Source organism: Clostridium sp. AF21-20LB (assembly GCF_003478795.1).
GTDB classification, from domain to species: Bacteria; Bacillota; Clostridia; order Lachnospirales; family Lachnospiraceae; genus Otoolea; species Otoolea fessa.
This window is the reverse complement of the sequence record NZ_QUGD01000016.1, coordinates 36,391-58,507: the sequence shown is the minus strand read 5'-3', so window position 1 is coordinate 58,507 and position 22,117 is coordinate 36,391. Positions and strand designations below refer to the sequence as shown.

General features: G+C 49.7%; 21 protein-coding genes and 1 pseudogene. 2 read left to right on the top strand and 20 right to left on the bottom strand.

Annotated elements, in window-relative coordinates:
• Positions 1–278: IS200/IS605 family transposase (tnpA, locus tag DWX76_RS09450; RefSeq protein ID WP_243022521.1), on the bottom strand; the 278-nt coding region annotated here is incomplete at its 3' end.
• 266 nt (positions 279–544) lie between these two features.
• On the opposite strand from tnpA (DWX76_RS09450), the gene DWX76_RS13995 reads away from it, so the two are divergent.
• Positions 545–694: a hypothetical protein gene (locus tag DWX76_RS13995; protein ID WP_182429768.1), complete on the top strand. Its 150-nt coding sequence runs from the start codon at positions 545–547 to the stop codon at positions 692–694.
• A 91-nt stretch (positions 695–785) separates the two neighbouring features.
• On the opposite strand, the pseudogene DWX76_RS09445 reads toward DWX76_RS13995, so the two are convergent.
• Positions 786–1,738: pseudogene (locus tag DWX76_RS09445) on the bottom strand (L-lactate dehydrogenase).
• Between the two features lie 244 nt (positions 1,739–1,982).
• On the opposite strand from DWX76_RS09445, the gene DWX76_RS09440 reads away from it, so the two are divergent.
• The gene (locus DWX76_RS09440; protein WP_118570547.1) at positions 1,983–2,213 is read left to right on the top strand and encodes a hypothetical protein; all 231 of its coding nucleotides are present in this window, start codon (positions 1,983–1,985) and stop codon (positions 2,211–2,213) included.
• A 109-nt stretch (positions 2,214–2,322) separates the two neighbouring features.
• On the opposite strand, the gene DWX76_RS09435 is transcribed toward DWX76_RS09440, so the two are convergent.
• The 18 genes from DWX76_RS09435 to DWX76_RS09355 form a co-directional block, all read right to left on the bottom strand.
• On the bottom strand, positions 2,323–2,937 hold the full coding sequence (locus DWX76_RS09435; protein ID WP_118570546.1) for a DUF4125 family protein: 615 nt from the start codon (positions 2,935–2,937) through the stop codon (positions 2,323–2,325).
• Positions 2,938–3,045: 108 nt separating this feature from the next.
• Positions 3,046–4,026, bottom strand: coding sequence for a DUF4037 domain-containing protein (locus tag DWX76_RS09430; RefSeq protein ID WP_118570545.1), 981 nt, complete (start codon positions 4,024–4,026; stop codon positions 3,046–3,048).
• 54 nt (positions 4,027–4,080) lie between these two features.
• Positions 4,081–5,064 carry a tetratricopeptide repeat protein gene (locus DWX76_RS09425; protein ID WP_182429767.1) on the bottom strand — a complete coding sequence of 328 codons (984 nt, stop codon included), beginning with the start codon at positions 5,062–5,064 and terminating at the stop codon, positions 4,081–4,083.
• Positions 5,065–5,393: 329 nt separating this feature from the next.
• Positions 5,394–6,035, bottom strand: coding sequence for a phosphoribosyltransferase (locus DWX76_RS09420; RefSeq protein WP_118570543.1), 642 nt, complete (start codon positions 6,033–6,035; stop codon positions 5,394–5,396).
• A 330-nt stretch (positions 6,036–6,365) separates the two neighbouring features.
• Positions 6,366–7,622 carry an RNA-guided endonuclease InsQ/TnpB family protein gene (locus tag DWX76_RS09415; protein ID WP_243022520.1) on the bottom strand — a complete coding sequence of 419 codons (1,257 nt, stop codon included), beginning with the start codon at positions 7,620–7,622 and terminating at the stop codon, positions 6,366–6,368.
• Positions 7,623–7,676: 54 nt separating this feature from the next.
• Positions 7,677–8,093 carry an IS200/IS605 family transposase gene (tnpA, locus tag DWX76_RS09410; protein WP_107000633.1) on the bottom strand — a complete coding sequence of 139 codons (417 nt, stop codon included), beginning with the start codon at positions 8,091–8,093 and terminating at the stop codon, positions 7,677–7,679.
• Positions 8,094–8,268: 175 nt separating this feature from the next.
• Positions 8,269–9,564, bottom strand: coding sequence for a RecQ family ATP-dependent DNA helicase (locus DWX76_RS09405; RefSeq protein ID WP_412694034.1), 1,296 nt, complete (start codon positions 9,562–9,564; stop codon positions 8,269–8,271).
• Positions 9,543–10,136, bottom strand: a complete 594-nt coding sequence (locus tag DWX76_RS15090; protein WP_412694033.1) for a DEAD/DEAH box helicase — start codon at positions 10,134–10,136, stop codon at positions 9,543–9,545. Before DWX76_RS15090 ends, DWX76_RS09405 begins: the two co-directional genes overlap by 22 nt.
• A gap of 192 nt (positions 10,137–10,328) precedes the next feature.
• The gene (locus DWX76_RS09400; RefSeq protein WP_233430207.1) at positions 10,329–11,123 is read right to left on the bottom strand and encodes an HAD-IIB family hydrolase; all 795 of its coding nucleotides are present in this window, start codon (positions 11,121–11,123) and stop codon (positions 10,329–10,331) included.
• Positions 11,110–11,697, bottom strand: coding sequence for a xanthine phosphoribosyltransferase (locus DWX76_RS09395; RefSeq protein ID WP_118471362.1), 588 nt, complete (start codon positions 11,695–11,697; stop codon positions 11,110–11,112). The genes DWX76_RS09400 and DWX76_RS09395 overlap by 14 nt, the downstream gene beginning before the upstream one ends.
• Positions 11,698–11,735: 38 nt before the next feature.
• Positions 11,736–12,872 carry a trigger factor gene (tig, locus tag DWX76_RS09390; RefSeq protein WP_118570542.1) on the bottom strand — a complete coding sequence of 379 codons (1,137 nt, stop codon included), beginning with the start codon at positions 12,870–12,872 and terminating at the stop codon, positions 11,736–11,738.
• 276 nt (positions 12,873–13,148) lie between these two features.
• Positions 13,149–14,543 carry an aminopeptidase gene (locus DWX76_RS09385; protein WP_118523081.1) on the bottom strand — a complete coding sequence of 465 codons (1,395 nt, stop codon included), beginning with the start codon at positions 14,541–14,543 and terminating at the stop codon, positions 13,149–13,151.
• A gap of 20 nt (positions 14,544–14,563) precedes the next feature.
• A complete protein-coding gene (gene dtd, locus DWX76_RS09380; protein ID WP_022359969.1) occupies positions 14,564–15,022 on the bottom strand; it encodes a D-aminoacyl-tRNA deacylase in 459 nt (152 codons plus the stop codon).
• Positions 15,023–15,060: 38 nt separating this feature from the next.
• The gene (locus DWX76_RS09375; RefSeq protein WP_118570541.1) at positions 15,061–16,878 is read right to left on the bottom strand and encodes a glycerophosphodiester phosphodiesterase family protein; all 1,818 of its coding nucleotides are present in this window, start codon (positions 16,876–16,878) and stop codon (positions 15,061–15,063) included.
• Positions 16,879–16,890: 12 nt separating this feature from the next.
• A complete protein-coding gene (locus DWX76_RS09370; protein WP_333489802.1) occupies positions 16,891–17,622 on the bottom strand; it encodes a GTP pyrophosphokinase family protein in 732 nt (243 codons plus the stop codon).
• A gap of 71 nt (positions 17,623–17,693) precedes the next feature.
• Positions 17,694–18,608, bottom strand: coding sequence for a S1 RNA-binding domain-containing protein (locus tag DWX76_RS09365; RefSeq protein ID WP_107000639.1), 915 nt, complete (start codon positions 18,606–18,608; stop codon positions 17,694–17,696).
• A gap of 310 nt (positions 18,609–18,918) precedes the next feature.
• A complete protein-coding gene (locus DWX76_RS09360) occupies positions 18,919–20,916 on the bottom strand; it encodes a TRAP transporter permease (RefSeq protein WP_182426688.1) in 1,998 nt (665 codons plus the stop codon).
• Positions 20,917–20,957: 41 nt separating this feature from the next.
• A complete protein-coding gene (locus DWX76_RS09355; RefSeq protein WP_243022519.1) occupies positions 20,958–22,106 on the bottom strand; it encodes a TAXI family TRAP transporter solute-binding subunit in 1,149 nt (382 codons plus the stop codon).
• Positions 22,107–22,117: the final 11 nt, after the last annotated feature.

Genomic DNA, 22,117 nt, shown 5'->3' with positions numbered 1-22,117 from the left:
GAATGGTTCCACAGTTCTCCCTTCCACAACTGGTTTCTTATTTCCGGAAAACGTTCGAATAATTTCCTGCCTGTGATCCCCTTCAGATACTTGATAATGGCTGTTATTGACAGCTTTGGTGGAGCTGATACAAAACAGTGAACATGATTACCTTCACCACATTCAAATAAATGAACGGTAAAACCTTTATCGTCAGCTATCTGCTGCACGAGTTCCTGTAGGTATTTCTCAACTTCTGGGGTTAATATCTTCCGTCTGCATTTCACCGACCAAACCATATGGTAGTTAATATTACACACGCAAGTTCTATAATGTATCAGATTTCCTTTCATACATATAGTATATCATATTCAAGTGTAATACGCAATTATTATTCGAACATGTTTTCGCTTTTATTGTATGCCGGTTACGGCATTACTATCAAAGGATGAGAATTATTATACTATTTGCATTGTGCAGATATGCACACTACTACGCTTTCATCTCGGTAATTGAATTGCCGAGGATTCCCGCTTATTGTCCTAAAAGCGGAGGCATCGCTTCCATGTTTGTCGGAACCTTTGCTACGATTGCCTTGGAAGTTATGGGACATCCGTTCGGTCTGGCAACCATCCTGGTTGCAGTTCCGGTTTCTTTCCTTACCCTGATCGTTGTCTCCTTACTGACCCAGAAAGAAAATCAGGCAGCTGCCTAAAAGATGGCCTTTACTGATAGAAAAGAATTTTATAGTAAAACCGATTGGTTCAGATGGGCTGCCGTACCAATGTACGGCAGCCCATCTGGCATCATTCTATCAGCCCTTTCGCTACCTCTTTCAGTTTCTTAGCCGACTCCACCAGCTTCTCCGCCTCTTCCCCACTCAATGCAATCGGTACATGCGTCTCCACACCCCCGATTCCCACGATCGCCGGCATACTCAGCGTGATATCTTCGATGCCGTACTCCCCGTGCATCATCGCAGACACCGGCAGAATCGAGCGCTCATTGCGGACGATACACTCGCAGATACGTTTTACCGACATCGCAATTCCGTAATACGTCGCCTGTTTTTTCGAAATAATCTCGTAAGCACTGTTTTTGACCTTCTCCGCGATCGCGTCCATCGCCGCATCGTGGTTAAAATGCCCGCGCATCTCGCAGAAATCGTTCAGCGGAATGCCCGATACATTCGTACTGCTCCACGCCGCGATCTCGCTGTCCCCGTGCTCACCGATGATAAACGAATGTACACTCCGGCTGTCCACGCCAGGTGTTCGCCCAGCGCATATTTAAGCCGTGCCGTGTCAAGCACCGTACCCGAACCGAGCACCCGGTTCTCCGGCAGCCCGCTCAGTTTCAATGCCACATACGTCAAAATATCTACCGGATTCGATACGATCAGCAGAATCCCGCCAAAATCGCGTTTTACAATCTCCGGGATGATACTCTGATAAATTGCCGTATTCTTCTGCACCAGATCAAGCCGCGTCTCCCCCGGCTTCTGGTTCGCCCCCGCTGTGATAATGATGATCGCCGCGTCCGCCGCGTCGTCATACGTGCCCGCGTAGATCTTCATCTGCCCTGCAAACGGAATCCCGTGCGCGATATCCTTCGCCTCGCCGTCCGCCTTTTCCATATTTACATCTAACAGAACCAGCTCGGAAAATAACCGGCTCTGCATCAGTGTAAATGCCGTTGCTGAACCCACAAATCCGCACCCGATGACTGCCGCTTTTCTTGGATTTACCTCTCTGCTCATACGCTCATTTCTCCTTTTTTCTCCGGCTTATACTACATGTCCATGTTTCTAGCATCCGATCTCTGCATATGGACAAGCATACCTCTAGTCTCTCCTGCCATTCATATGTATTGTGCCGCTTACAAGAAGGAGTATACATGCTTTGGGACATTTTTTCAGTTGTTTAAACAACAAAAATAGAAACTACAACACTTTCTGATCATCCGACGACAATGTGAGCTACCAGCAAAGAGGAGTTCCCATCATGTATTTTTCCGTACAGTCCCGCTGCTTCGATCCTGCCGAAATCTATTTATGGTCCGCAAAAAGGCGCTTCCAGGGAAGATATCGTAAACATGGATCGCTGGATGCAGGCCTCCGCCCGGAAGAATCTGAGCGATACGGTGGAACAGGTGATGCGGGTGGTTCGGCGGTTTTCGTAAAAATCGGAAACAAAGAATGTGCTGATATAAGAAAAACCGGAGAGGAACTTTGATCATTCATTCTCTCCGATTTTTTTCAACTTTCCTTGTATATTAGCTATTATACATTCACTTTTTTCGAAATCATTTCCATATATTTTCGAATATGCATCCTTCTAATTTTTATTTAGAGAGCGCCTTCTCCGCCGCATCCAGCCCCTCATATCCATACGCCTTCACTTCCGCCTCCATCGTCAGAAGTGCCAGACTCTTTCCTTCCTTTTTCAGTTCATTGATAAACTGCCAGTACGTATGCAGAGTGCTGTCCGAGTAAGTCCGCAGTTCTCCAAGCAGGTACGTCTGGAAGGAAGTATCATACGGCGTATCTTCAGAACTGTAGAGAAGCCGGTTTCCAGACGCCAGCACCGGATATTTCGCCTGGTACTCTTCCATCCAGGCAAGCTGCTGTTTCACGATCGCATCACTCCACTGTTCGCCCGCCAGCGTCGGATCAATCAGAAAATGATGCAGTTTCTTAAACTGCTCCGGTGCGGTGCTCGCCATCATCCACGCATATTTCTCCATTACCAGATTGCGCCCCTGCTCATGGGCGCGGTCCATATCCGCCTGCACGCAGTCGATGAGTTCCTCTGTCCACGGTGCAAAATGGCTTCGTCGCATGATAAAAAATGTCTCCGGATCGTCCTGACAAGAAGCACGTCCGCCCTCGTTATTGACTTTCTGAAAATCTTCCCACTCCATCTGAATCAGTTTCTCTATTTTCTCCTGTTTCGTCATACGCTGTCCTCCCTTTCGCTTGCCAGATCCCTTCCAAATCAATTTCCTGCATCTTTTCTTTCAGTTACAGTCCATGCGCGTTCCCATTTTGATGTGTCTATCCGCGGCTTATCCTTCCATCACATGACATTTTTTCAGCTCCGGATCCTGAATCCGTTTCATGATCTCCCACGTATGCGCTTCCAGAAATGCATCCCGGCTGTCAGTCAGTCCCTGTTTTCGCAGTTCCCCAACCACCGCCTGACAGATTTCCTCGATCCGACCCACACGCGGATCTAACTGGTTTACATAAGGATTCCATCCCGGGGGAAACGGCGGCTTCCACATCTCGCTCGTATCTCCCATCACCGAAAGCTCCCGGATTTTTTCCGCCACCTCCGGCAGAATCTGAAAGTTTTCCATTCCCCGGAACATCCACTTATAGTAAGGCATATACGTCCGGTTTAGTAAATAGACCATCGAAATCGCCTGCCGCACAAATTCATCGAGCGCCAGCATCGCCGCAACCGTATCGCCCCGCCGCATACAGCGGCCATAATTATACTGTCCCGACTGCGCCATTTTCGCTGCCCGCGCCGCGATCTTCTTGATCCGGACATCCTCCGGATAATACTTCCGGATCGCCTCGCGGATCGCAGAAAATTCTCCCAGTCCATCCTCAAATACTGCCCCGCCCACGACTGCCGCCAGCTTATCTTCCGGCAGATGCAGCCAGCGCATCAGGCTCTTTGGCGGCTGTTCCATCCCGATAAAACGGCTGTAAAATGCCTCTATCTCAAACACACCGACACGTCCGCCGCCCCGCGCACTTGTGAGGCGTGCCGGAACACCTGCAAACTCCCCTGGCAAACGGTCATAGGCATCCTGAAGCGCATTTCCGTACTGGTTATAATCTTCCGCCGAAAACCACAGACAGAAACCCGCCCCGAAATCGTGATCCTGCGATATCGCATCGTCAAATCCCAGACATTCCGAACCTTCGCCCACCAGTCCCGCCGCCAATCGCGGCAGAAGCTCTGGAAAATCCCGCTCCAGCATCGGACGCCCGACTTCTTCATAATATCGTTTTGCCAGTTCTAGTCCCTGCATCTAATCCCCCTACCTGATTTTATGGTTTTTTCTATTTCTACGTTTTCTCTATTTTCAGTATCTTTTTTTCATGCGCGTTTCTTGCACGCTTTTTATCAAATCTTCCATCTGAAAACTTTTCAAAAAACGCTTTTTTTCTTGTCCTGTCTCAGAATTTCGCATCCTTGAACTGACAGCTCGCACAGTGCTCGGGTTTCCGCCCTTGTCTTCCTTCTTGTCTGCAGCTCCGGTAATGCCTTTTTCTTCCTTTTCTTTTTTGATCATCTCCAGATTCTGGCGGATCACCGCGCACGCATCGCTCTCGCCAAACCGGGACTGCGTTACCATCAGCGCTTTTTCCAGCAGCCCGATCGCCTGATCATAATTGCCGCGCCTCCATGCCAGCTCCCCGGCTGCTGCCAGCGCCGAACCAAAGTGTCCCGACTGCACGCCCTCCGGGGACGCATAAAAGGTCAGGCTTTCCTTTAACTCCTCGTCTGCCTCATCCAGCCGTCCCAGCGCCATCAAGGATAGCGCCCGGTTGACATGGGTCGTTGCCACCTCCGCCTCGCTGTTCTCCATCTTTTTAATTAGTTCCAGCGCCTTATCCAGCGATTCCAGCGCCTTTTCATGTTCCTCCTGTTCCTGATAAATCTGGCTGATATTATTGTAGAGACTTGCCATCTCATAGCCATCCGTTTTTCCAAGATTCTTAAAAATCGCTTCCGCCTCCCGGTACTGGGAAAGCGCTTTCTCCACATCTCCTGCCATCCGGCGCGCGGTTGCCGCATTTAAAAGTGTCGTTCCATGGTGGATCGAACCATCCAGTCCCATCCCCGCAATCAGGGACAGCGCCATATCCGCCATATCGACTGCCTGTGCAACCCGTCCGGTATTCCGGTAGAGTCCTTCCATCTCATTGCACATCATCAGGCAAAGGCTTTTGTTCCCTGAATCCAGCCCTTCCTTCATCCAGCCCATCATTTTCTCTTCCGCTTCGTCCAGTTTTCCCTGCGCATAAAGGCGATCCAGTTCCTGAAACATCTGCTGTGTATCCATTTTTATCCCTCTTTCTTTCCCTTCTTTATTCTTGTTTCTGTTATTTTTTTTCATTAATGTGCTTGGCACCTTTGACACAAAAAGAGATACCGCAAAACCTTTTTCCCATCCCTCTGCTCCCCATCTTCTTATTTCTGACAGGTCAGTGCACGGATTCTGTGGTTTTGCGGTATCCACTATCTGTTCTCAAACCTTGTAAAATCTATCTCTTTCTCAATAATGCTTTCTATGCCGCCATGCAGCACCCGCATTCGGATCGCGTTTCATTTCAACGATCCGGCTTTTACAAATCCTGTATTCATCAAACGAAGCAGCTTCCGATCGCCGCATCACCCCATCGGCGAATATCCAAACGTATTTACCAGCGCATCAATCTTCTTTCCTACCTTGCAGAGCGGGCAGTCACGGTAATCTGAATACGTATAATCCGGTAAATCCTTCTTGCCAAAGACTGACTTGATCGGCACACCATCCAGCGAATCCATCGCACTGAAAATCGCCGATGCGCCCTGTAAGATACCACCGTAATACTGGATGCTCTCAACTGCCTTATTTAAGGTACGTCCCGTCGTCACGGATGCCATCAGGATCATCACATGTTTATCGCGGATCATCGGAATCAGGTTGTCACGGAAAATGATCTGGCTGTTGTTGTTAAACTCCGGGCTGATTACATAGATAGATTTGTGCGCGTTCGTCGAGAGAAAACCGCCCTTTGCCAGCTCCTCCGCCAGAAAAGCACCGATAACTTCCGTGCCCTCCATGCAGACAATCGTGTCGATCACGGTGTCATACAGATACATGCCAACCAGCGCCTGTGCAACTTCCTCCGCCTCTTTCGTTCTCGCTTTCAGGGTCGTCACATCAATGTAATAATTGATATGTGCATGGTTTGTTGCGAAATGTCCTGGCCGAATCTTTAACGGTACTGTCGCTCCAGTTGTGTAGATCTTTGTATAACTTTTCTCCATAAAAACGCCCCCTTCTCCATCTAAATAGGTGTTCATAAATGTTTGAAACTGCTTCTAAAAGTTCCATGTTCACAGTCACTTCCATCCATGGATTGATACCCTTATTATACTAGAAAATGTGGCGTTTAACAAGATAAAATCTGTCATCATATGTATATTTTTTTATTTTTCTGTCTTTTCTCCAGGCATTTTTTTCTCACAAACAGAACACACACCCGATACTAAGACTGTGAACTACTCGGTAACTAAGTTACCAGAGCATCTGAAATCTGGCGGGATACCGCCTTTTTTCAGGGTGCGTCCATGACACCACTACTGCTTACCTTTCGGCTATACAGCTACTTTTATTATTTCTGGATTCTTTAGTCCGGTTACGGACAGTTCTTTCTGTTTTCCGGATCCGGAAAGATATTTACGCAGGATATTAAATGCTCCTACTGCATCCGCATTATATCTTACTCCATCCGTTATATACATGCCACGCTCTTTTCTGTTTGATGCTTCTGCATATCTTTTTGATAGTTCTGGTGAAAACGGGCTGCACTGGCTGGTATAGCTTTCTTCCTGTTTTGTCAGTGATATTCCATACAGTTTTAGTTTATATTCCAACATGATATAAAGTTTATTATACGGCAGTCCGTGAAACTTCTGGTTTGTCTTGTGCCCTATATCTTTTCCTTTACGGATATTTCGAATATCTCCTATGATTACACAGCTTATCCTTTCTTTTTTACAGTATTCTGCAAGCCATCTGGTCACCTTATGAAGGTAATCCTTTACTGCGTTCTGTTTTTTCCGATAAATCCTTTTGATGTGTTTCGATGATCGGGGATATTTTATGCCGTTTTCCACCTGCTGTGCATACCATATTGATTGAACCCTGCTGATTTCTTTGTGAAAGTATCTTTCCAGCGAAAGATATTTTCTTCCTAGAATAAAACTCCTTCCATTTCCGGAATCATAACAGGTCATCAGATTATGAATTCCAAGATCAATTGATAAATAATGACCATTCAGGGAAAGCGGTTCTGGCTCTTTGATCTCATAAATAACGATAAGGTCACATTTTCCATCTTCCGGTGGATAGATCCGCAGCTGTTTTATGTGATCCATGTTCCTGAAAATCTTATTTTCAAGATATAGAAATTTTTCATGAATCCCGTAAGTTTCTTCCATATAGCTTTTCAGATCCTTTGACAGAGACAGCCGTAATTGGTCGGAACCTTTCTCGTGCCGGATTCCCATCTGCATGTAAGTGATTGGTATATTGTCCTGTTTAAATCGCGGCGGATTTGGATCTTTGATCCCACCGGTCTTTTTAAGGGCATAAAATGATTTCCAGGCTTTATCCAGCTGCTTGCAGGTCTCCTGCGCTGTCTGGGATGGAAGCTGTCTATACCACAGATCTCCTTTATGCGCTTTCTTCTGATAATACCAGTCAGGATACTTCTCCAGCCCCAATTCTTTATATCGACGACGTTCATAGTTGCAGACATTCCAGAGCTTGGAAGCAGCGTAACACATATGCCCTATAATATTAGAATATTCCGGCCGGATATTAACCGATGTTCTGTGAGACAACAGCATTCTCCTCTCCCCTTCAGACAGCCATGCATATGAATATTTACAATTCACATTGAATTAATACGACTTGCTCTGATGTTCAATATAACGGCGAATATTTTCCTCAGATACGGATCCGATCGTTTCCACATAATAGGAATGGTTCCACAGTTCTCCCTTCCACAACTGGTTTCTTATTTCCGGAAAACGTTCGAATAATTTCCTGCCTGTGATCCCCTTCAGATACTTGATAATGGCTGTTATTGACAGCTTTGGTGGAGCTGATACAAAACAGTGAACATGATCACCTTCACTACATTCAAATAAATGAACGGTAAAACCTTTATCGTCAGCTATCTGCTGCACGAGTTCCTGTAGGTATTTCTCAACTTCTGGGGTTAATATCTTCCGTCTGTATTTCACCGACCAAACCATATGGTAGTTAATATTACACACACAAGTCCTATAATGTATAAGATTTTCTTTCATACATATAGTATATCATATCGAAATGTAATGCGCAACCATTATTCGAACGTATTTTCGTTTTTATTGTATGCCGGTTACGGCATTACTATCAAAGGATGAGAATTATTATACTATTTGCATTGTGCAGATATGCACACTACTGCGCTTTCATCTCGGTAATTGAATTGCCGAGGATTCCCGCTTATTGTCCTAAGAACTTCCGCACGCACTCCAGAAACCGTTCTCCATATTTTTCAAACTTATACGCACCCACGCCGGACACCTCCAGCATCTCCGCTTTCGTGACCGGTTTTAAAATACACATATGCGTCAGCGTCTTATCAGAAAATACGATATACGGCGGCACTTTTCCCTCGGATGCGATCTCGCGGCGCAGCGCGCGGAGTGCCTCGAAGAGCGTCTCTTCCTTCTCCGTAAATTCGTCTGCCCCGGCTGGAAGTTTCGCGCCCCGGCGGCTCTTTTTGCTGCTTCCAGCTGTCTGTTTCTCCCGCTCCTTCGCCATCTTCATCTCGATTGGTTCCGGTGCTTCCAGGAAAGCAACACCTTTTTCCGTCAATTTGACAATCGAATACTCATCCGTCGTGACAAACAGATACTCCTCCACCTGGAGGAAGTTAAACATCTGGCGCAGATGCACGACGCTCTCCTTCGCCAGCTCCCCATAATGCGGATTCTCATCCATCCGGTAATTGCGGATCTTAACCGTATTCGCCCCGTGCACCGTGTCGAGAATCACCGTTGTTCCATAGCGCTGTCCGCACGACTGCACACAGCCTAAGAGACTCTCTGCCGCCGCCTGAATGTCGATCGTGTCAAATTGCGTCATACAATTCGAACAGTTTCCGCAGTAATTACTTCCATATTCGCCGAAATACCGCAGGATATAATCACGCAGGCACTCATTCGTAAAACAATAAAATGTCATCTTTTTCAGGCGTTCCCGGTCACGTTCCAGCACCACCTGCCGCGTATAGTCGTCAAGCTCCTGATTGTCCTGGTTCCGCTCAATAAAGAGCTGGTTCGTCACCACATCCCGCCCGCTATAATACAGGATGCACTCCGCCGGTTCGCCGTCACGCCCGGCACGTCCTGCCTCCTGATAGTAGGCTTCCAGGTTCTTCGGCATCCCGCAGTGCAGGACAAACCGTACATCCGACCGGTCGATTCCCATGCCGAACGCATTGGTCGCCACCATCACCGGAACCCGGTCATAGATAAAATCATCCTGATTCTTCTGCCGCTCTGCATCGGAAAGTCCCGCATGGTAACGCGTCACTGAAAATCCATCCCGGATCAGCTTCTCACAGATCTCCTCAACATTTCTGCGGGTCAGACAGTAAATAATCCCTCCCTGCCCCGGGTGCGCCTCCAGATATGCCCGGATTGCCGCATAGCGGTCCTTCGGCGTCTCCACTGCAAAATACAAGTTTTTCCGGTCAAATCCCGTCGTCAGCATCACCGGATTCTGTAACTGCAAAATGTCGATGATATCGTCCCGGACCTCCTTGGTCGCGGTCGCCGTAAAAGCACTGACACCGGACGCCTCGGCAGCTTCTCGATAAAATCAACAATCTTCAAATAACTCGGTCTGAAATCCTGTCCCCACTGGGAAATGCAGTGCGCCTCATCGATCGCCAGCATCGCAATATCCACGTGCATCGCAAAATCAAGAAATGTCTCCGTCATCAGACGCTCCGGCGCCACGTAAATGATTGGATAACGCCCCTCGCGCGCATACCCAAGCGCCTTATAATACTGTGCCGTCGTCAGCGAACTGTTCAGATACGCCGCGTGGACGCCCGCCTGATTGAGTGCCGTGACTTGATCCTTCATCAGAGAAATCAGCGGTGACACCACCAGCGTGATTCCCGGAAGAATCAATGCCGGAACCTGATAACACAGTGATTTTCCGCTGCCCGTCGGCATGATTCCCAGCACATCACGCCCATCAAGAATCCCGTCAATCAGTATTTCCTGTCCTTCGCGGAAGCTGTCATATCCGAAATACCGCTTGAGAACTTCATATTTTTCCGATTTCTCATAATTCATATATCTTTATCCAACGCCCTTTCATTCTAGTTCTGTCTCAACTATCCACAATCTTGAGCATTTCCAGTCTCAGACATCCACCAGGTCAATCTTTCCTTAAACCTCTCTCCACAGGATGTTTCTCTGAACTCCACACATCCACACAAATTTCACTCTTTATACATATATATCAAACACCAAACCATTGCTTCCTTACAAAAGCCCCAGCTCTTCCATCGCCCGGTAAATCCCATCTTCCTCCACGGTCTTCGCCGTAAACGTCGCATACGACTCCAGCCCGGCATCGTGTTTTCCCATGACAACCGCATTCGGCACATACTGGAACATCGACAGATCGTTCATGCTGTCTCCAAAGACCCACGCGTCCTCCAGCGCGATCCCATATTGCTTCAAAATCCACTCGATCGCACTCGCCTTAGAATGCCCCATCGGCACACACTCATAGAAGCCGCCGCCCCGGTCAATCACCTCAAAATCCCGAAGTGTCTCAAAAAATCCCGCCGGATCACTGTCTGCTCCGACTGCCACGCAAAATTTACTGATCGAAAAGGACGGATCCGACCAGTTCTTCGCCGAAACCGAGCCGCTCTGGTCGAGAATCGAGCGGATCGCCCGCATCGTTTCGGTCTGCACCCCATCTGGCCGGAAAAAGCAGGCGTCCACGCCCTCCATCACTGTATCCATCCGGAACCGCAGAATATCCTCTTTCAGTTTCTCCGCCCGTTCCGGCGAAATTCTCTGGTCATAGAGTGTCTTTCCATCCACGGAAATATAGGTACCACAGCCACAGAGCAGCCCGTTTACCGGCGCTTCCTCCCGGATTTTGGACGTCTGGCACCAGGTCCGCCCCGTATTAATAAATGTCAAATTTCCCTTTTCCATTGTTTTTTTTAAGGCAAGCACCGCGCTTTGCGGTACCTGCCTTAATTTTTCACTAAACAATGTTCCATCAATATCAAAAAACAATGCTTTTTTATTTATCTTCATTTCTGAATATGATCTCCCCGGTCTCTGCATTCATGCTGTCTACGATCGCCAGTGACTCAACGCGGATGCCCTTATCACGGATGCGTTTGCCGCCGTCCTGAAAACCTTTTTCAATGACAATGCCCGCACCAACTAATTCTGCTCCCGAATCCTGAATCAAAGTGGTCAGACCGTCTAATGCCTTGCCCTTTGCCAGAAAATCATCGATAACCAGAACCTTATCGCCTTTTCCAAGGAACTCCTTGGACACAATAATATCATATACAGTGCCATGGGTAAACGATTCAACCTTCGTTGTATACACTTCTCCGGCAATATTTTTCGTCTTTGTTTTCTTGGCAAATACAACCGGAACATCAAAATATTCGGCTACGATACAGGCAATACCAATACCCGACGCCTCGATCGTCAGGATCTTGTTGATCTCCTCACCCTCAAAACGGCGTTTAAACTCCTTGCCGATCTCCTGGAACAGATGAATATCCATCTGGTGATTCAGGAAACGATCCACTTTCAATACATTTCCTGCTCTTACGATTCCATCTTTACGGATTCTGTCGTATAAAATCTGCATATGTCTATCCCCTTATCTGTATTTTTATGAGACGCTTTCTACTCCGCCTCGTCCTCGGCTGCTTCTGTATTCAGCGCCGCATTGTTCTCCTCAGTGCTGACGGTGATCTTGGCATTTTCTACCAGAAAATCAAGTGTCTTCTGCATCAGTGCCGTATCGTCCACCATCTTCTGATCGATGTTGTCATTCTGAAGCATCGTCTTCAGGCTCTCGTAGCCGTAGCGTTTCGCCAGTGCTTCCTTGTCCGAATCGTCGATCGTGATATTTTCCTGCTTCGCAATCTCATTTAAAACGAGGGACTGTTTCGCCATTTCCTTGGCTTCCTCTCGGATCTCCTGCTTGAAGCTGTCCTCATCGCTTCCAATCATGCCCGCATAGGTCGCCAGATCGACGCCGTAGGAGGATAGCATGTTGGTGTATGCCTTTAACTGTGTATCATATGCCTCGTCGATCGATGCAGTCGAGCATACAACCTCTGAATTGTCCACAACCGCATTCAGAATATCCGTATCTCTCTGATTGTCAATCGAGAGCTGTTTCTGCTCTAAGAGGTTCTCACGGGTGGATTCACGGTATTTCTCCACGGTTCCATCATCCGGTGATACGGAAGCAACAAACTCATCCGTCAGTTCCGGAACGGAGCGCTCCTTGACCGCATTGACCGTTACCTCAAATACAACCTCCTTACCTGCCAGATCCGGGTTGTTCGGATACGAATCCGGGAAGGTCAGGTTTAAGTCTTTCTGATCGCCCTTCACAGCGCCGACCAGCCCATCCTCGAATCCATCGATAAAGCTGCCGGATCCAAGCGTCAAATCATATCCTTCAGCGGTACCACCCTTAAATGCCTCGCCGTCTAAAAGCCCCTTATAGTCAATGTTGACCTGATCGCCCATCTGAGCTGCCCGGTCTACCTCGCGGTACTCGGCCTTTGAATTCAACACCTGCTGAATCTGGTTTTCTACTTCCTCGTCCGTCACGGATGCCTCGGTCACGGTCACAGCGATGCCTTTGTACTCGCCCAGCTTCACGCTGCTCTCTGCGACATACTCCTCTGTCTCTGCTGCCGTGCTCTCTGCTGCGGTCGTCTCAGTCCCTGTCTTTTTTCCGCATCCAGATGCCGCTGCTGCTACCGCAACCGCCAGACAGATGCCTGCTATTTTCCATCTCTTCATTTAGTCGTCCTCTATCTCTCAATTTCCTGCCTGCGCCATCCGGCACCTGGCTTTCAAACGCACATATGATATATCTGCACGTATGTCTTACCAATCATCATACCACAAACCAGCCTGTCGAAAAAGCGATTTTTCAATATTTTATATTTTCAGCAACTCTTTTTTCATAGTTCATCACTTTTCCCAATTTAAGGAAACCGGATATGAATTATTTGATAAAAAATTCCGCCAGAAAAAAACGTTTTGTCTTTCCTGACGGAATTTTCTGGCTATTTTTTAGCTGCAAAATGCTGCAAATGCCAGATATGTGTTATAGATATCCAGTTTCGATGCCAGCTCAAATGGGGCATGCATGGATAAAATCGGAACACCCATATCCACAACATCTACATCCATGCCAGCCACAAACAGGGCAACCGTGCCGCCGCCGCCGACGTCTACTGCGCCCAGCTCGCCGATCTGCCAGTATACGCCTGCCTCATCCATGATCTGGATCACTTTCGCCATCGTCTCCGCGCTCGCGTCGTTGCTGCCGGATTTGCCACGCGCACCCGTATATTTCGTCAAAACGACACCCTTATTCAGATAGCAGGAGTTTTTTTCTTCAAATACGCTCGCAAACGTCGGGTCATACGCCGCATTGACATCCGCCGACAGGCACAGAGAATGCTTCAGCACTTTGCGGACATCCACATTTCCTGCCTTGCACAGTCCCTCGATATAATGCAGGGTAAAATCGGAATTTAAGCCGGTATTTCCAACGGAACCGATCTCCTCTTTATCTGCCAGAATCGTAACCGTCGTATATTCCGGGGACTTGGCTTTCATCTCTGCGGTCAGTGCCGTGTACGCGCACACCTTGTCATCCTGTCCGTAAGCGCCGACCAGGCTGCGGTCCAGACCGACATCCGTTGCTTTTACTGCCGGCACAAACTCGATCTCTGCACGCAGGAAATCCTTCTCCGTCATGCCGAAGCGCTCATTTAAGATCGACAGCGCCAGTAGCTTGACCGGCTCCTTGATCGAGTCTTCTTCCTCGCACGGGTACGGCAGGGATCCAACAATGATATTTAATTCCTCGCCCTTGATGCCGTCCTTCAGTTTCCGCTCATTCTGCTGTGCGGCAAGATGCGGAAGCAGATCGGTCACGCAGAAGACCGGATCACCCTCTTTTTCGCCGATGCAAATATCCATCGATGTGCCGTCCTTTAAAATCACAACACCGTGCATCGCCAGCGGGATCGTCGCCCACTGGTATTTGCGGATACCGCCGTAATAATGGGTCTTGAAATATGCCGCCTCTGCCTTCTCATACAGCGGGTTCGGTTTCAGATCCAGGCGCGGGGAATCGATGTGAGCCACGTTAATGCGGACGCCGTCCTCCAGCGGACGTTTTCCGAACGTGCTCATCAGAAGCGCTTTCTTGCGGTTGATCTGGTATACCTTGTCGCCCGGCTGATAGATTTTTCCTTCTTCGAACTCCTCATAACCAGCCTCTTTCAGGCGGAGCACCGCCTCGCGCACAAATTCGCGCTCGGTCTTTGCCGCATTTAAAAACTCCTTATATCCCTCGCAATACGCAAATGCCTTTTCCTCCTGCTCCGGGGCTTTCTTTCCAATATTAGGAAATTCCCAGATCAGTTTTTCTCTCTGTTCTTTCGCTACTGACATATCCTTCCTCCTTTTGCAAATCATTTCTTTTTCACTATCGTATCACTATCCAGCAGAATCGTAAATGGTCCATCGTTTAAAAGCTCGACCTTCATATCTGCCCCGAAAATACCGTGCTCGACCTTCCGCACCTGTCCGGCGCAGCGCGCCAGCGCGTGTTCGTAGAGATGGTTCGCCAGTTCTGGATTTCCCGCACCCGTAAAGCCCGGACGGTTTCCGTGGCTGCAGTCTGCGTACAAAGTAAACTGGCTGATCAGCAGGATCTCGCCATCCACATCCGCCAGCGAACAGTTCGTCTTGCCGTTCTCATCCTCAAAAATACGCAGCTTGCACATTTTATCCACCATTTTGTCGGTGATTTCCTCCGTGTCGGTGTCGCTGACGCCCATCAGCACCATATATCCACGGCCGATCGAGCCGATCAGCTCGCCGTCTACCTTTACACTCGCGTGTTTGACTCTCTGTAGTACAAATCTCATGTTTTTCTCCTGATTTTTATTTTTCCTGTAATCTTTCTTTACCGCAGCAGCGCCCTCAGCCGCGCCAGCAGATTCTCCGCATTTTCCTCGCCCAGAATGACCTCCCGCGCCAGAATCGGCCGGTCAGTGATGATGTTATCAACGCCGATCATCTTCATTCGCTCCAGTTCACTCTTTTTATTGACCGTCCAGACATGAACCTCCTTACCACAGGCATGGACGCGCTCGACCAGCTTCCGGTTCGCTGAACTGGAGATCAGGCTGATAAAATCGATCGCATCATCCTCGTAATAGCTTCCATATGCTGCCGACAGGATATAGCCCGTATAAATATCCGGATCCACCGCCTTTACCCGCTTTAAATAAGAAAGACTCGTCGATGTCACGACGCACTGTTCCACGAAATCATTCTCCCGGATACAGTCCACGACCTTTTCCGGCAGATCGCTCGACGTGCCGGCATATTTGATCTCGATGTTCAGCATCATCCGTCCCCTGACATATTCGATAACGTCCTCCAGCTTCGGAATCCGCGTCCCGCTGTACTGCTCCGAATACCAGCCACCGGCATCTACCTGCTGCAGCTCGTCCCAGGAAAGCGACCGGATCGTCCGCCGCGTCCCGTCGATCCGCTCCAGAGTGCTGTCATGGAACAATACCAGCACACCATCCCGCGTCTCCTGCACATCCAGCTCTGCAAAATCCGCCATCTGATCGACCGCTGCCTCCATCGCAGGCATCGTGTTCTCCGGTGCGCTCGTCGATGCGCCCCGATGCGCTGTGAGCTGCACTTCCCTCAGCTGATCCGCCGCCAGCACATTGCCCCGGTAAAAAGCGTCGTACATCGCTCCGGCGCTCAATGCCGTCAGAAGTGCCAGCGCCGCCATCCGGTTGCGGCGGCTCAACCACGGAAGACCCGCATGTTCGCCAGCTTCAAACTTCCAGCGTTCTTTGTTCTGACGTTTCCGGTCCAGCTGCACATATAACACCGTCAATGCGCCATAATTGACCGACATCAGCGCGATGCTCATGAGCGGCATCAGAACCATCTCGATCCGGTCGCGCGCCTCTAAAACCAGAATCAATTCCAGACGTCGGTCCGCAAACCAGACAGCAAACACCGCCACAATCACAACCGCAATCAGATAGAGCACCACCGTCACCGCCGTAACTGCCAGATTGCACAAAACAAGCGTCCCAACTACCTGTACCCGATTACCGCGCAGCAACTCCCTGCTTCGCAGAAATCCGCCCCGAAACGACCGCTGCTCCAGCATACAGCCAAAACAGATAAAAATCGTCGGAAGTGAAATCACAACCGCGCCAACAATCACGCCAACCAGTAAAAGCCGCCCCCAGTTCTCCGCCAGAAGCGCCGGAAGGATAAATTTGACCGCCTTCACATGGCATAACATCCGGTAAATCAAAAATGAATGAAGCACCAGGCCGTGAACCGCCAGCACCAGAAACAACCGCAGATTCCGCTTTCGGATCTCTGATACCGTCAGACGGATGCCTGCCGCAAACATCGAAAAAGCGCTCATTTTCCGCGAGAGTGCCGCCGCCTGATATGCCGCCAGAAGTCCCGCCGCCTCGATGGAAACTCCCACCAGTAGGATCGCTGCCATCAAAACCAGAATCGCGATCGTAACCGGCCGCAGCAGGTAGGAAACCAGATTGCTGACCGTCACATAACTGTAGCCAGACGCGCGCACCGACAGCCGGAACAGCGCCGCCACTGCCTGCAAAAGAAGCGGCAGCGTGAGCAAACGGAAAGCCAGCTCAAACAGCAGAATATTCCCCCCATTTACCTGAACAATCTGCTTTGTCTCACCCATCCGCCTGCGTATCTTCATTTTCTTCGTCTCTTACTCTCCGGCTTCTTTCCGGTTCCCGGACGCAGATTCCCCGCTCCGTTTCCCGTCTTTCGGCTCCTGCTCGTTCCCCGCGGGCACATCCTCCCGCTCTGCTTTCTTCATTTCCTCCGCCACTTTCGCAGCTTCCTTCTCCTTCGCCTGTTCCTCCGCAATCTTCGTGATCGCCTGATTCAGGGAAAACATCTTATTATCCAGCATATCCGCCATATCCGCGCAGGCTTTCAGTTCCTGCTCCAGATAATCCGGCGCATTTCCTTCAAATTTATAATAAATCTTGTGTTCCAGACTTGCCCAGAAATCCATCGCTATCGTCCGTATCTGGATCTCCACCTTCGTATCCACCGGACCATCGCTTAGATAAATCGGGATCGTCACAACCATATGGTAACTCTTGTAGCCGTTCGGCTTCGGATTCTTGATATAATCCTTCACCACCAGCACTGTCACATCCGACTGACGCGCGATCATCTCCGCGATCCGGTAAATATCCGGGCTGAACGAGCAGATAATACGGATGCCCGCAATATCGCTCAGATGCTCAATCATGTTCGGGATCGTCACCTCATGTCCACCGCGTTTAAGCTTCTTGACGATACTCTCCGGTGTTTTCAGGCGCGATTTGATGTGCTCAATCGGATTGTAATTATATAAATGAATAAACTCGTTATTTAGAATTTCAATTTTCGTGTTAATCGCTTTCAGGGCAGAATTGTACAGAAACATGACTGTCGTCCACTGGTCAAGCTGATTATACGTCTCAGGGATATTCAATTTTCCCTCTCCTTTACTGCTATTTAGTCAAATTTAAAGCCCTTTAACAGCTCAGCAAACCCGGTTGTCGCCTCGCCTGACTCATGATAATTAAATACTTCCTCTTCCGGCGCTTCGTCCGGCTCTACCTCTTTCATGCTAAGGCTTAGTTTGCCATTTGCGGTAGACAGGATTTTCACCGTCACTTTCTGTCCCACCTTTACGACTGCACCCGGATTCTCCACGCGCTTTTTACTCATCTGGGAAACGTGTACCAGTCCGCTTAAGCCATTTTCCAGCAGAACAAACGCGCCGTATGGCTTGATTGTCTCGACCGTTCCTTCCATGATCGCGCCGGTCTCACAACGCGCAATCCGGCTCTTCTTCTCCGCATCCTGTTTTTCTCTCGCCAACTCTCTGCCGGACAGGACGAGACGTTTCTTCTCCTCATCCGCCTCAATCACCAGCACCGGAATCTTCTTTCCATTCCAGCTGTCCAGATCCTCGACATACGCTGCATCCAGTCTCGACGCCGGTATAAAGCCGCGCACGCCTTCCACCATCGCAACCGCACCGCCGTTTACGACCTCGGAAATAGTAACCTCAAGCGGTGTGCGCTCATCGAGCAGCTGACGGAAATGTTCCCACGTCATCCTGTCATTCGCCTCCTTGCGGGATAAAACGACATTGCCCTCGCCGTCGTCGGTCTGAATTACCGTTGCCGTGAGCAGGTCGCCCGGCTGAATCTCTTCTTTCATATTAAAATCCGGATCATTGCTCAGATTCTCACGGTCAATCACGCCCTGAGCAAAATATTTCAAATCCACCAGCACCTGGTCGTCCGTCACTGCAACAACCGTGCCAGTCACAATATCGCCCTCATGCAGACGCTTGAAAGACGCCTCCAGCTCCTCGGCATAGTCCTCCATTGTCTCTACCAACTCTTTATTCTCATCCATCCTGGTATTTCTCCTTTCCGTTCCTTCTACACTCTTTTGGGTGGCAAAACTCTATTGACTATTTAACCATATTCCACCCGATATTTCCAGAGTGAATTTGTGAAAATTATCTTAAAATCGATTCGCTACCGCCCGATTCACAGCCTCTGGTTTGCAAACATCCCACCGGAAACAAAAAACATACCTTGCTGAAACCGCCCGAAGTTTCCTATGCCACAAAAGACCGCACATGCCTGCGCCTGTGCGGTCTACGTTTACACACACTTCACATCACAGTTTACACGTTATGTAAACTGCAATGCAAATTCATTCATCCAACACCCGTCTCCGCATCTTTCTCCAATCCATGGTTCTTCTGCCAGAATGTCACACCGCCAACCAACACAAGTCCCAGAAGATCCGTCCATGCGCCCGGATCCATCATGCACAGACCGCCCACGATCAAAACCAGCCGCTCTACAACGGATAGCCATCCAAACAGAAAACCGTTAAGCGCCGCCGCAATCCCGAAGATACCGAGCAGCGAGGTGATGCAGATCTGCACAACCTGCAGTGCATTCGTGTCGATGAATACCATCGCCGGGTTAAATGCCAGAATATACGGCACGATAAAAGCGGCAACCGCCAGCCGCGTCGCATTGAGCGCCGTTTTCATCGGAGGCGCTTTCGCGATCGCGGAACCCGCATAAGCTGCCAATGCCACCGGCGGTGTGATATCCGCCACGATTCCGAAATAGAAAACAAAGAAATGCGCGCAGACCAGATTGATCCCGATCTCCGGTGCAATCAGAATCGGCGCACAGGTCGCCGCCATAATACAGTAATTTGCCGTCGTCGGAACGCCCATGCCAAGCACGATACAGCATAACATCGTCAGGAACAGCGCGATCAGCGGTTTTCCCTGGGAAACTGCCACAATTGCCGTGATCAGCTTCGATGCCAGACCGGTCGATGTGATACATCCAGCCACCAGCCCCGCCATCGCACAGGCAACCGCCACCGTGATCGTGCCGCGTCCGCCTGCCTCCAGCGCATCCACAATCTTTTTCAGCGTGATCCGGTTATTCCGGTTCAGAGCACCGACCGCAATCGCGGCAAAGATCGCTACCGACGCAGAAAACTGCATCGTAAATGTATTTGTCGATACCAGCACCACCAGCACAATCAACGGTGCCAGCAGATAGATCTGTTTCATCAGCACCCGCATCTGCGGCAGTTCCTCCCGCGGAATTCCACGAAGTCCCAGTTTCTGTGCCTCCAGATGCACTGCGATATAAATACCCGCAAAATACAGCACTGCCGGAAGAATCGCTTTCAGCGCCACCGTCGCATACGGCACGCCCATATATTCTGCCATCAGGAATGCTGCCGCGCCCATGATTGGCGGCATGATCTGCCCGCCGGTCGAAGCAGCCGCCTCCACTGCTCCGGCAAATTCCGGGCGGTAACCACATTTTTTCATCATCGGGATCGTGACCGAACCCGTTGTGACAGTATTTCCAACCGAAGATCCCGATACCATCCCGCAGAGCGCCGAGGAGATAACCGCCACCTTCGCCGGACCGCCCGCCGAGGAACCGCAGAGACAGTTCGCCAGGTCGATAAAAAAATTCGAGATCCCCGTCCGTTCCAGAAACGCCCCGAAAATGATAAAGACCACAATATATTTTGCACAGACATTGATCGGCGTATTCATAACGCCGCTCGTCGTGTAAAATAAATCATAAATAACCTTTCCAAAACGCACCGTCGCAAATGTATATACAAGCAGTGCACCGACCACACAGAGAATCGGGATTCCCACACAACGCCTGCAAAGTTCCATCAGCGAGAGCACCGCCAGAATCGCCATCAGCACCATAACCGGATTCTTCGTGACCCGCGTCGCCAGCTTAATGATCGCATGCGCGTTCGCCGCAAAATAGAAAAATGGAACCGCCCCCACTGCCATCAGAACCCAGTCGTACCACGGCATATGGTTGATGCGTCCGTCTCCCTTCTGAATCGGATAATGCAGATACCCGAGAATCAGAATCATTCCCAGAAACATCGACAACCGGATTTCCGGCAAGGCGGTACTGAAAAGCGTCACATAAATGCTGTAAACGGAAAATAATACCGACAGCCACCGGATGATCGATGCTGGTTTCCCCTGCCAGACGCGCGTGTTGGACTCGCGGTCATATTTTTTCATGACTAACTCAACATCCGCAGCTGTCCCTGTGTCCGAATCGCCCTTTTTCAGGCTTTCACGTTCCAGGTATTTTAGATCTGGTGCCCTGTTTTTCTTTTCCTTCCATTCACCCATTCGTATAACCCCCTTTCATACTTCATTTCTGGGTTTCCCCCTTATTTCACCGGCACCTCCATCCCTTTCTCTGCGAAATAATCCGCTGCTCCCGGATGATACGGAACCGCTGTGACCGAAGTGGCAAATTCAAGGTTCAGCTCCGCTCCCTTCGCATGCGCCGCCTTGATGGAATCCATATTTTCAAAGACGCCATAGCAGAAGTTATAGATATCCTCTGCCGGAACGTCATCGCGCGCCACTACTACCGCACCGACAGCCACCGTCCTGATATCCTCATCCGTTCCATACGCGGACGCTGGGATCGTGTTTTTGCTGTAATATGGCGATTCTTTAATCAGCTGATCCATATGCTCATCGTCCAGGCTGACGAGATACACATCCTTCGTCGCTGCCAGGGAGGTGATTGCGGTCGTCGGTGCACCCGCTACGACAAATGCCGCATCAATCTTGCCATCCTGCAACGCCTCTGCGCTGTCCCCAAAGGATTGATACGTCGGATTTATATCTTTTTCGATATCCAATCCATATGCTCCCAGCACATCCACCGCATTATAATAGACGCCTGACCCCGCCGCGCCGACCGAAACATTTTTGCCTTCCAGATCGGCTACCGACTGAATCGACGGATCCAGCGTAACAATCTGCACCTGCTCCATATAGAGCGCCGCCACGGTCGAGAAATCAGCAACTTTTCCATATTCTTCAAAGAGATTCGTACCATTGTAGGCATATGCCATGACATCCGACTGCACAAATCCCAAATCCGCGTCATGTGCATCCAGCGCCTCGATATTTGCCTGTGAACCGCCCGATGTGATCGCCGTCACCGAAGTGCTGGTCGATTCCCCTATCTTTCCTGCAAGCACGCCGCCAAATCCATAATATGTACCCTGATCGCCTCCCGTCGTGAAAATGAGGCTGGTTCCGCCATCCTTTCCGCCCTTTTTCGTGTCTGTCACCTGCGCAGCGCCAGCCCCACTCTGACTTTCTTCCTGTCCGCCTGCTGTGTTACCGGCAGTATTCCTCCCGGCTTCATTTTTACCTCCCGCAGATGTCTCTGCCGATACTCCTGTCGTTCCGGTACTGCCGCATCCCGTCAGCGCCAGCCCTGCCGCCATCGCCATGGAAATTGCTACTGCCATGTGTCCCTGCATTCTCATTTTTTTCGTCTTTTTTGTTCTTCTCATTCTCTCATTCT

Excerpts from the sequence above, each read along its gene's own strand:
- DWX76_RS09435 (WP_118570546.1), bottom strand. The coding sequence starts at position 2,937 with ATGACGAAACAGGAGAAAATAGAGAAACTGATTCAGATGGAGTGGGAA.
- dtd (WP_022359969.1), bottom strand. The coding sequence starts at position 15,022 with ATGAGATTTGTACTACAGAGAGTCAAACACGCGAGTGTAAAGGTAGAC.
- DWX76_RS09365 (WP_107000639.1), bottom strand. The coding sequence starts at position 18,608 with ATGGATGAGAATAAAGAGTTGGTAGAGACAATGGAGGACTATGCCGAG.
- tig (WP_118570542.1), bottom strand. The coding sequence starts at position 12,872 with ATGAAGAGATGGAAAATAGCAGGCATCTGTCTGGCGGTTGCGGTAGCA.
- DWX76_RS09420 (WP_118570543.1), bottom strand. The coding sequence starts at position 6,035 with ATGGAGAAAAGTTATACAAAGATCTACACAACTGGAGCGACAGTACCG.
- DWX76_RS09375 (WP_118570541.1), bottom strand. The coding sequence starts at position 16,878 with ATGAAGATACGCAGGCGGATGGGTGAGACAAAGCAGATTGTTCAGGTA.
- DWX76_RS09415 (WP_243022520.1), bottom strand. The coding sequence starts at position 7,622 with ATGCTGTTGTCTCACAGAACATCGGTTAATATCCGGCCGGAATATTCT.
- DWX76_RS09360 (WP_182426688.1), bottom strand. The coding sequence starts at position 20,916 with ATGGGTGAATGGAAGGAAAAGAAAAACAGGGCACCAGATCTAAAATAC.
- DWX76_RS09400 (WP_233430207.1), bottom strand. The coding sequence starts at position 11,123 with ATGAAGATAAATAAAAAAGCATTGTTTTTTGATATTGATGGAACATTG.
- DWX76_RS09430 (WP_118570545.1), bottom strand. The coding sequence starts at position 4,026 with ATGCAGGGACTAGAACTGGCAAAACGATATTATGAAGAAGTCGGGCGT.
- DWX76_RS09355 (WP_243022519.1), bottom strand. The coding sequence starts at position 22,106 with ATGAGAAGAACAAAAAAGACGAAAAAAATGAGAATGCAGGGACACATG.
- DWX76_RS09385 (WP_118523081.1), bottom strand. The coding sequence starts at position 14,543 with ATGTCAGTAGCGAAAGAACAGAGAGAAAAACTGATCTGGGAATTTCCT.
- DWX76_RS09440 (WP_118570547.1), top strand. The coding sequence starts at position 1,983 with ATGTATTTTTCCGTACAGTCCCGCTGCTTCGATCCTGCCGAAATCTAT.
- DWX76_RS09395 (WP_118471362.1), bottom strand. The coding sequence starts at position 11,697 with ATGCAGATTTTATACGACAGAATCCGTAAAGATGGAATCGTAAGAGCA.
- DWX76_RS13995 (WP_182429768.1), top strand. The coding sequence starts at position 545 with ATGTTTGTCGGAACCTTTGCTACGATTGCCTTGGAAGTTATGGGACAT.
- DWX76_RS09370 (WP_333489802.1), bottom strand. The coding sequence starts at position 17,622 with ATGTTTCTGTACAATTCTGCCCTGAAAGCGATTAACACGAAAATTGAA.
- DWX76_RS15090 (WP_412694033.1), bottom strand. The coding sequence starts at position 10,136 with ATGAATTATGAGAAATCGGAAAAATATGAAGTTCTCAAGCGGTATTTC.
- DWX76_RS09425 (WP_182429767.1), bottom strand. The coding sequence starts at position 5,064 with ATGGATACACAGCAGATGTTTCAGGAACTGGATCGCCTTTATGCGCAG.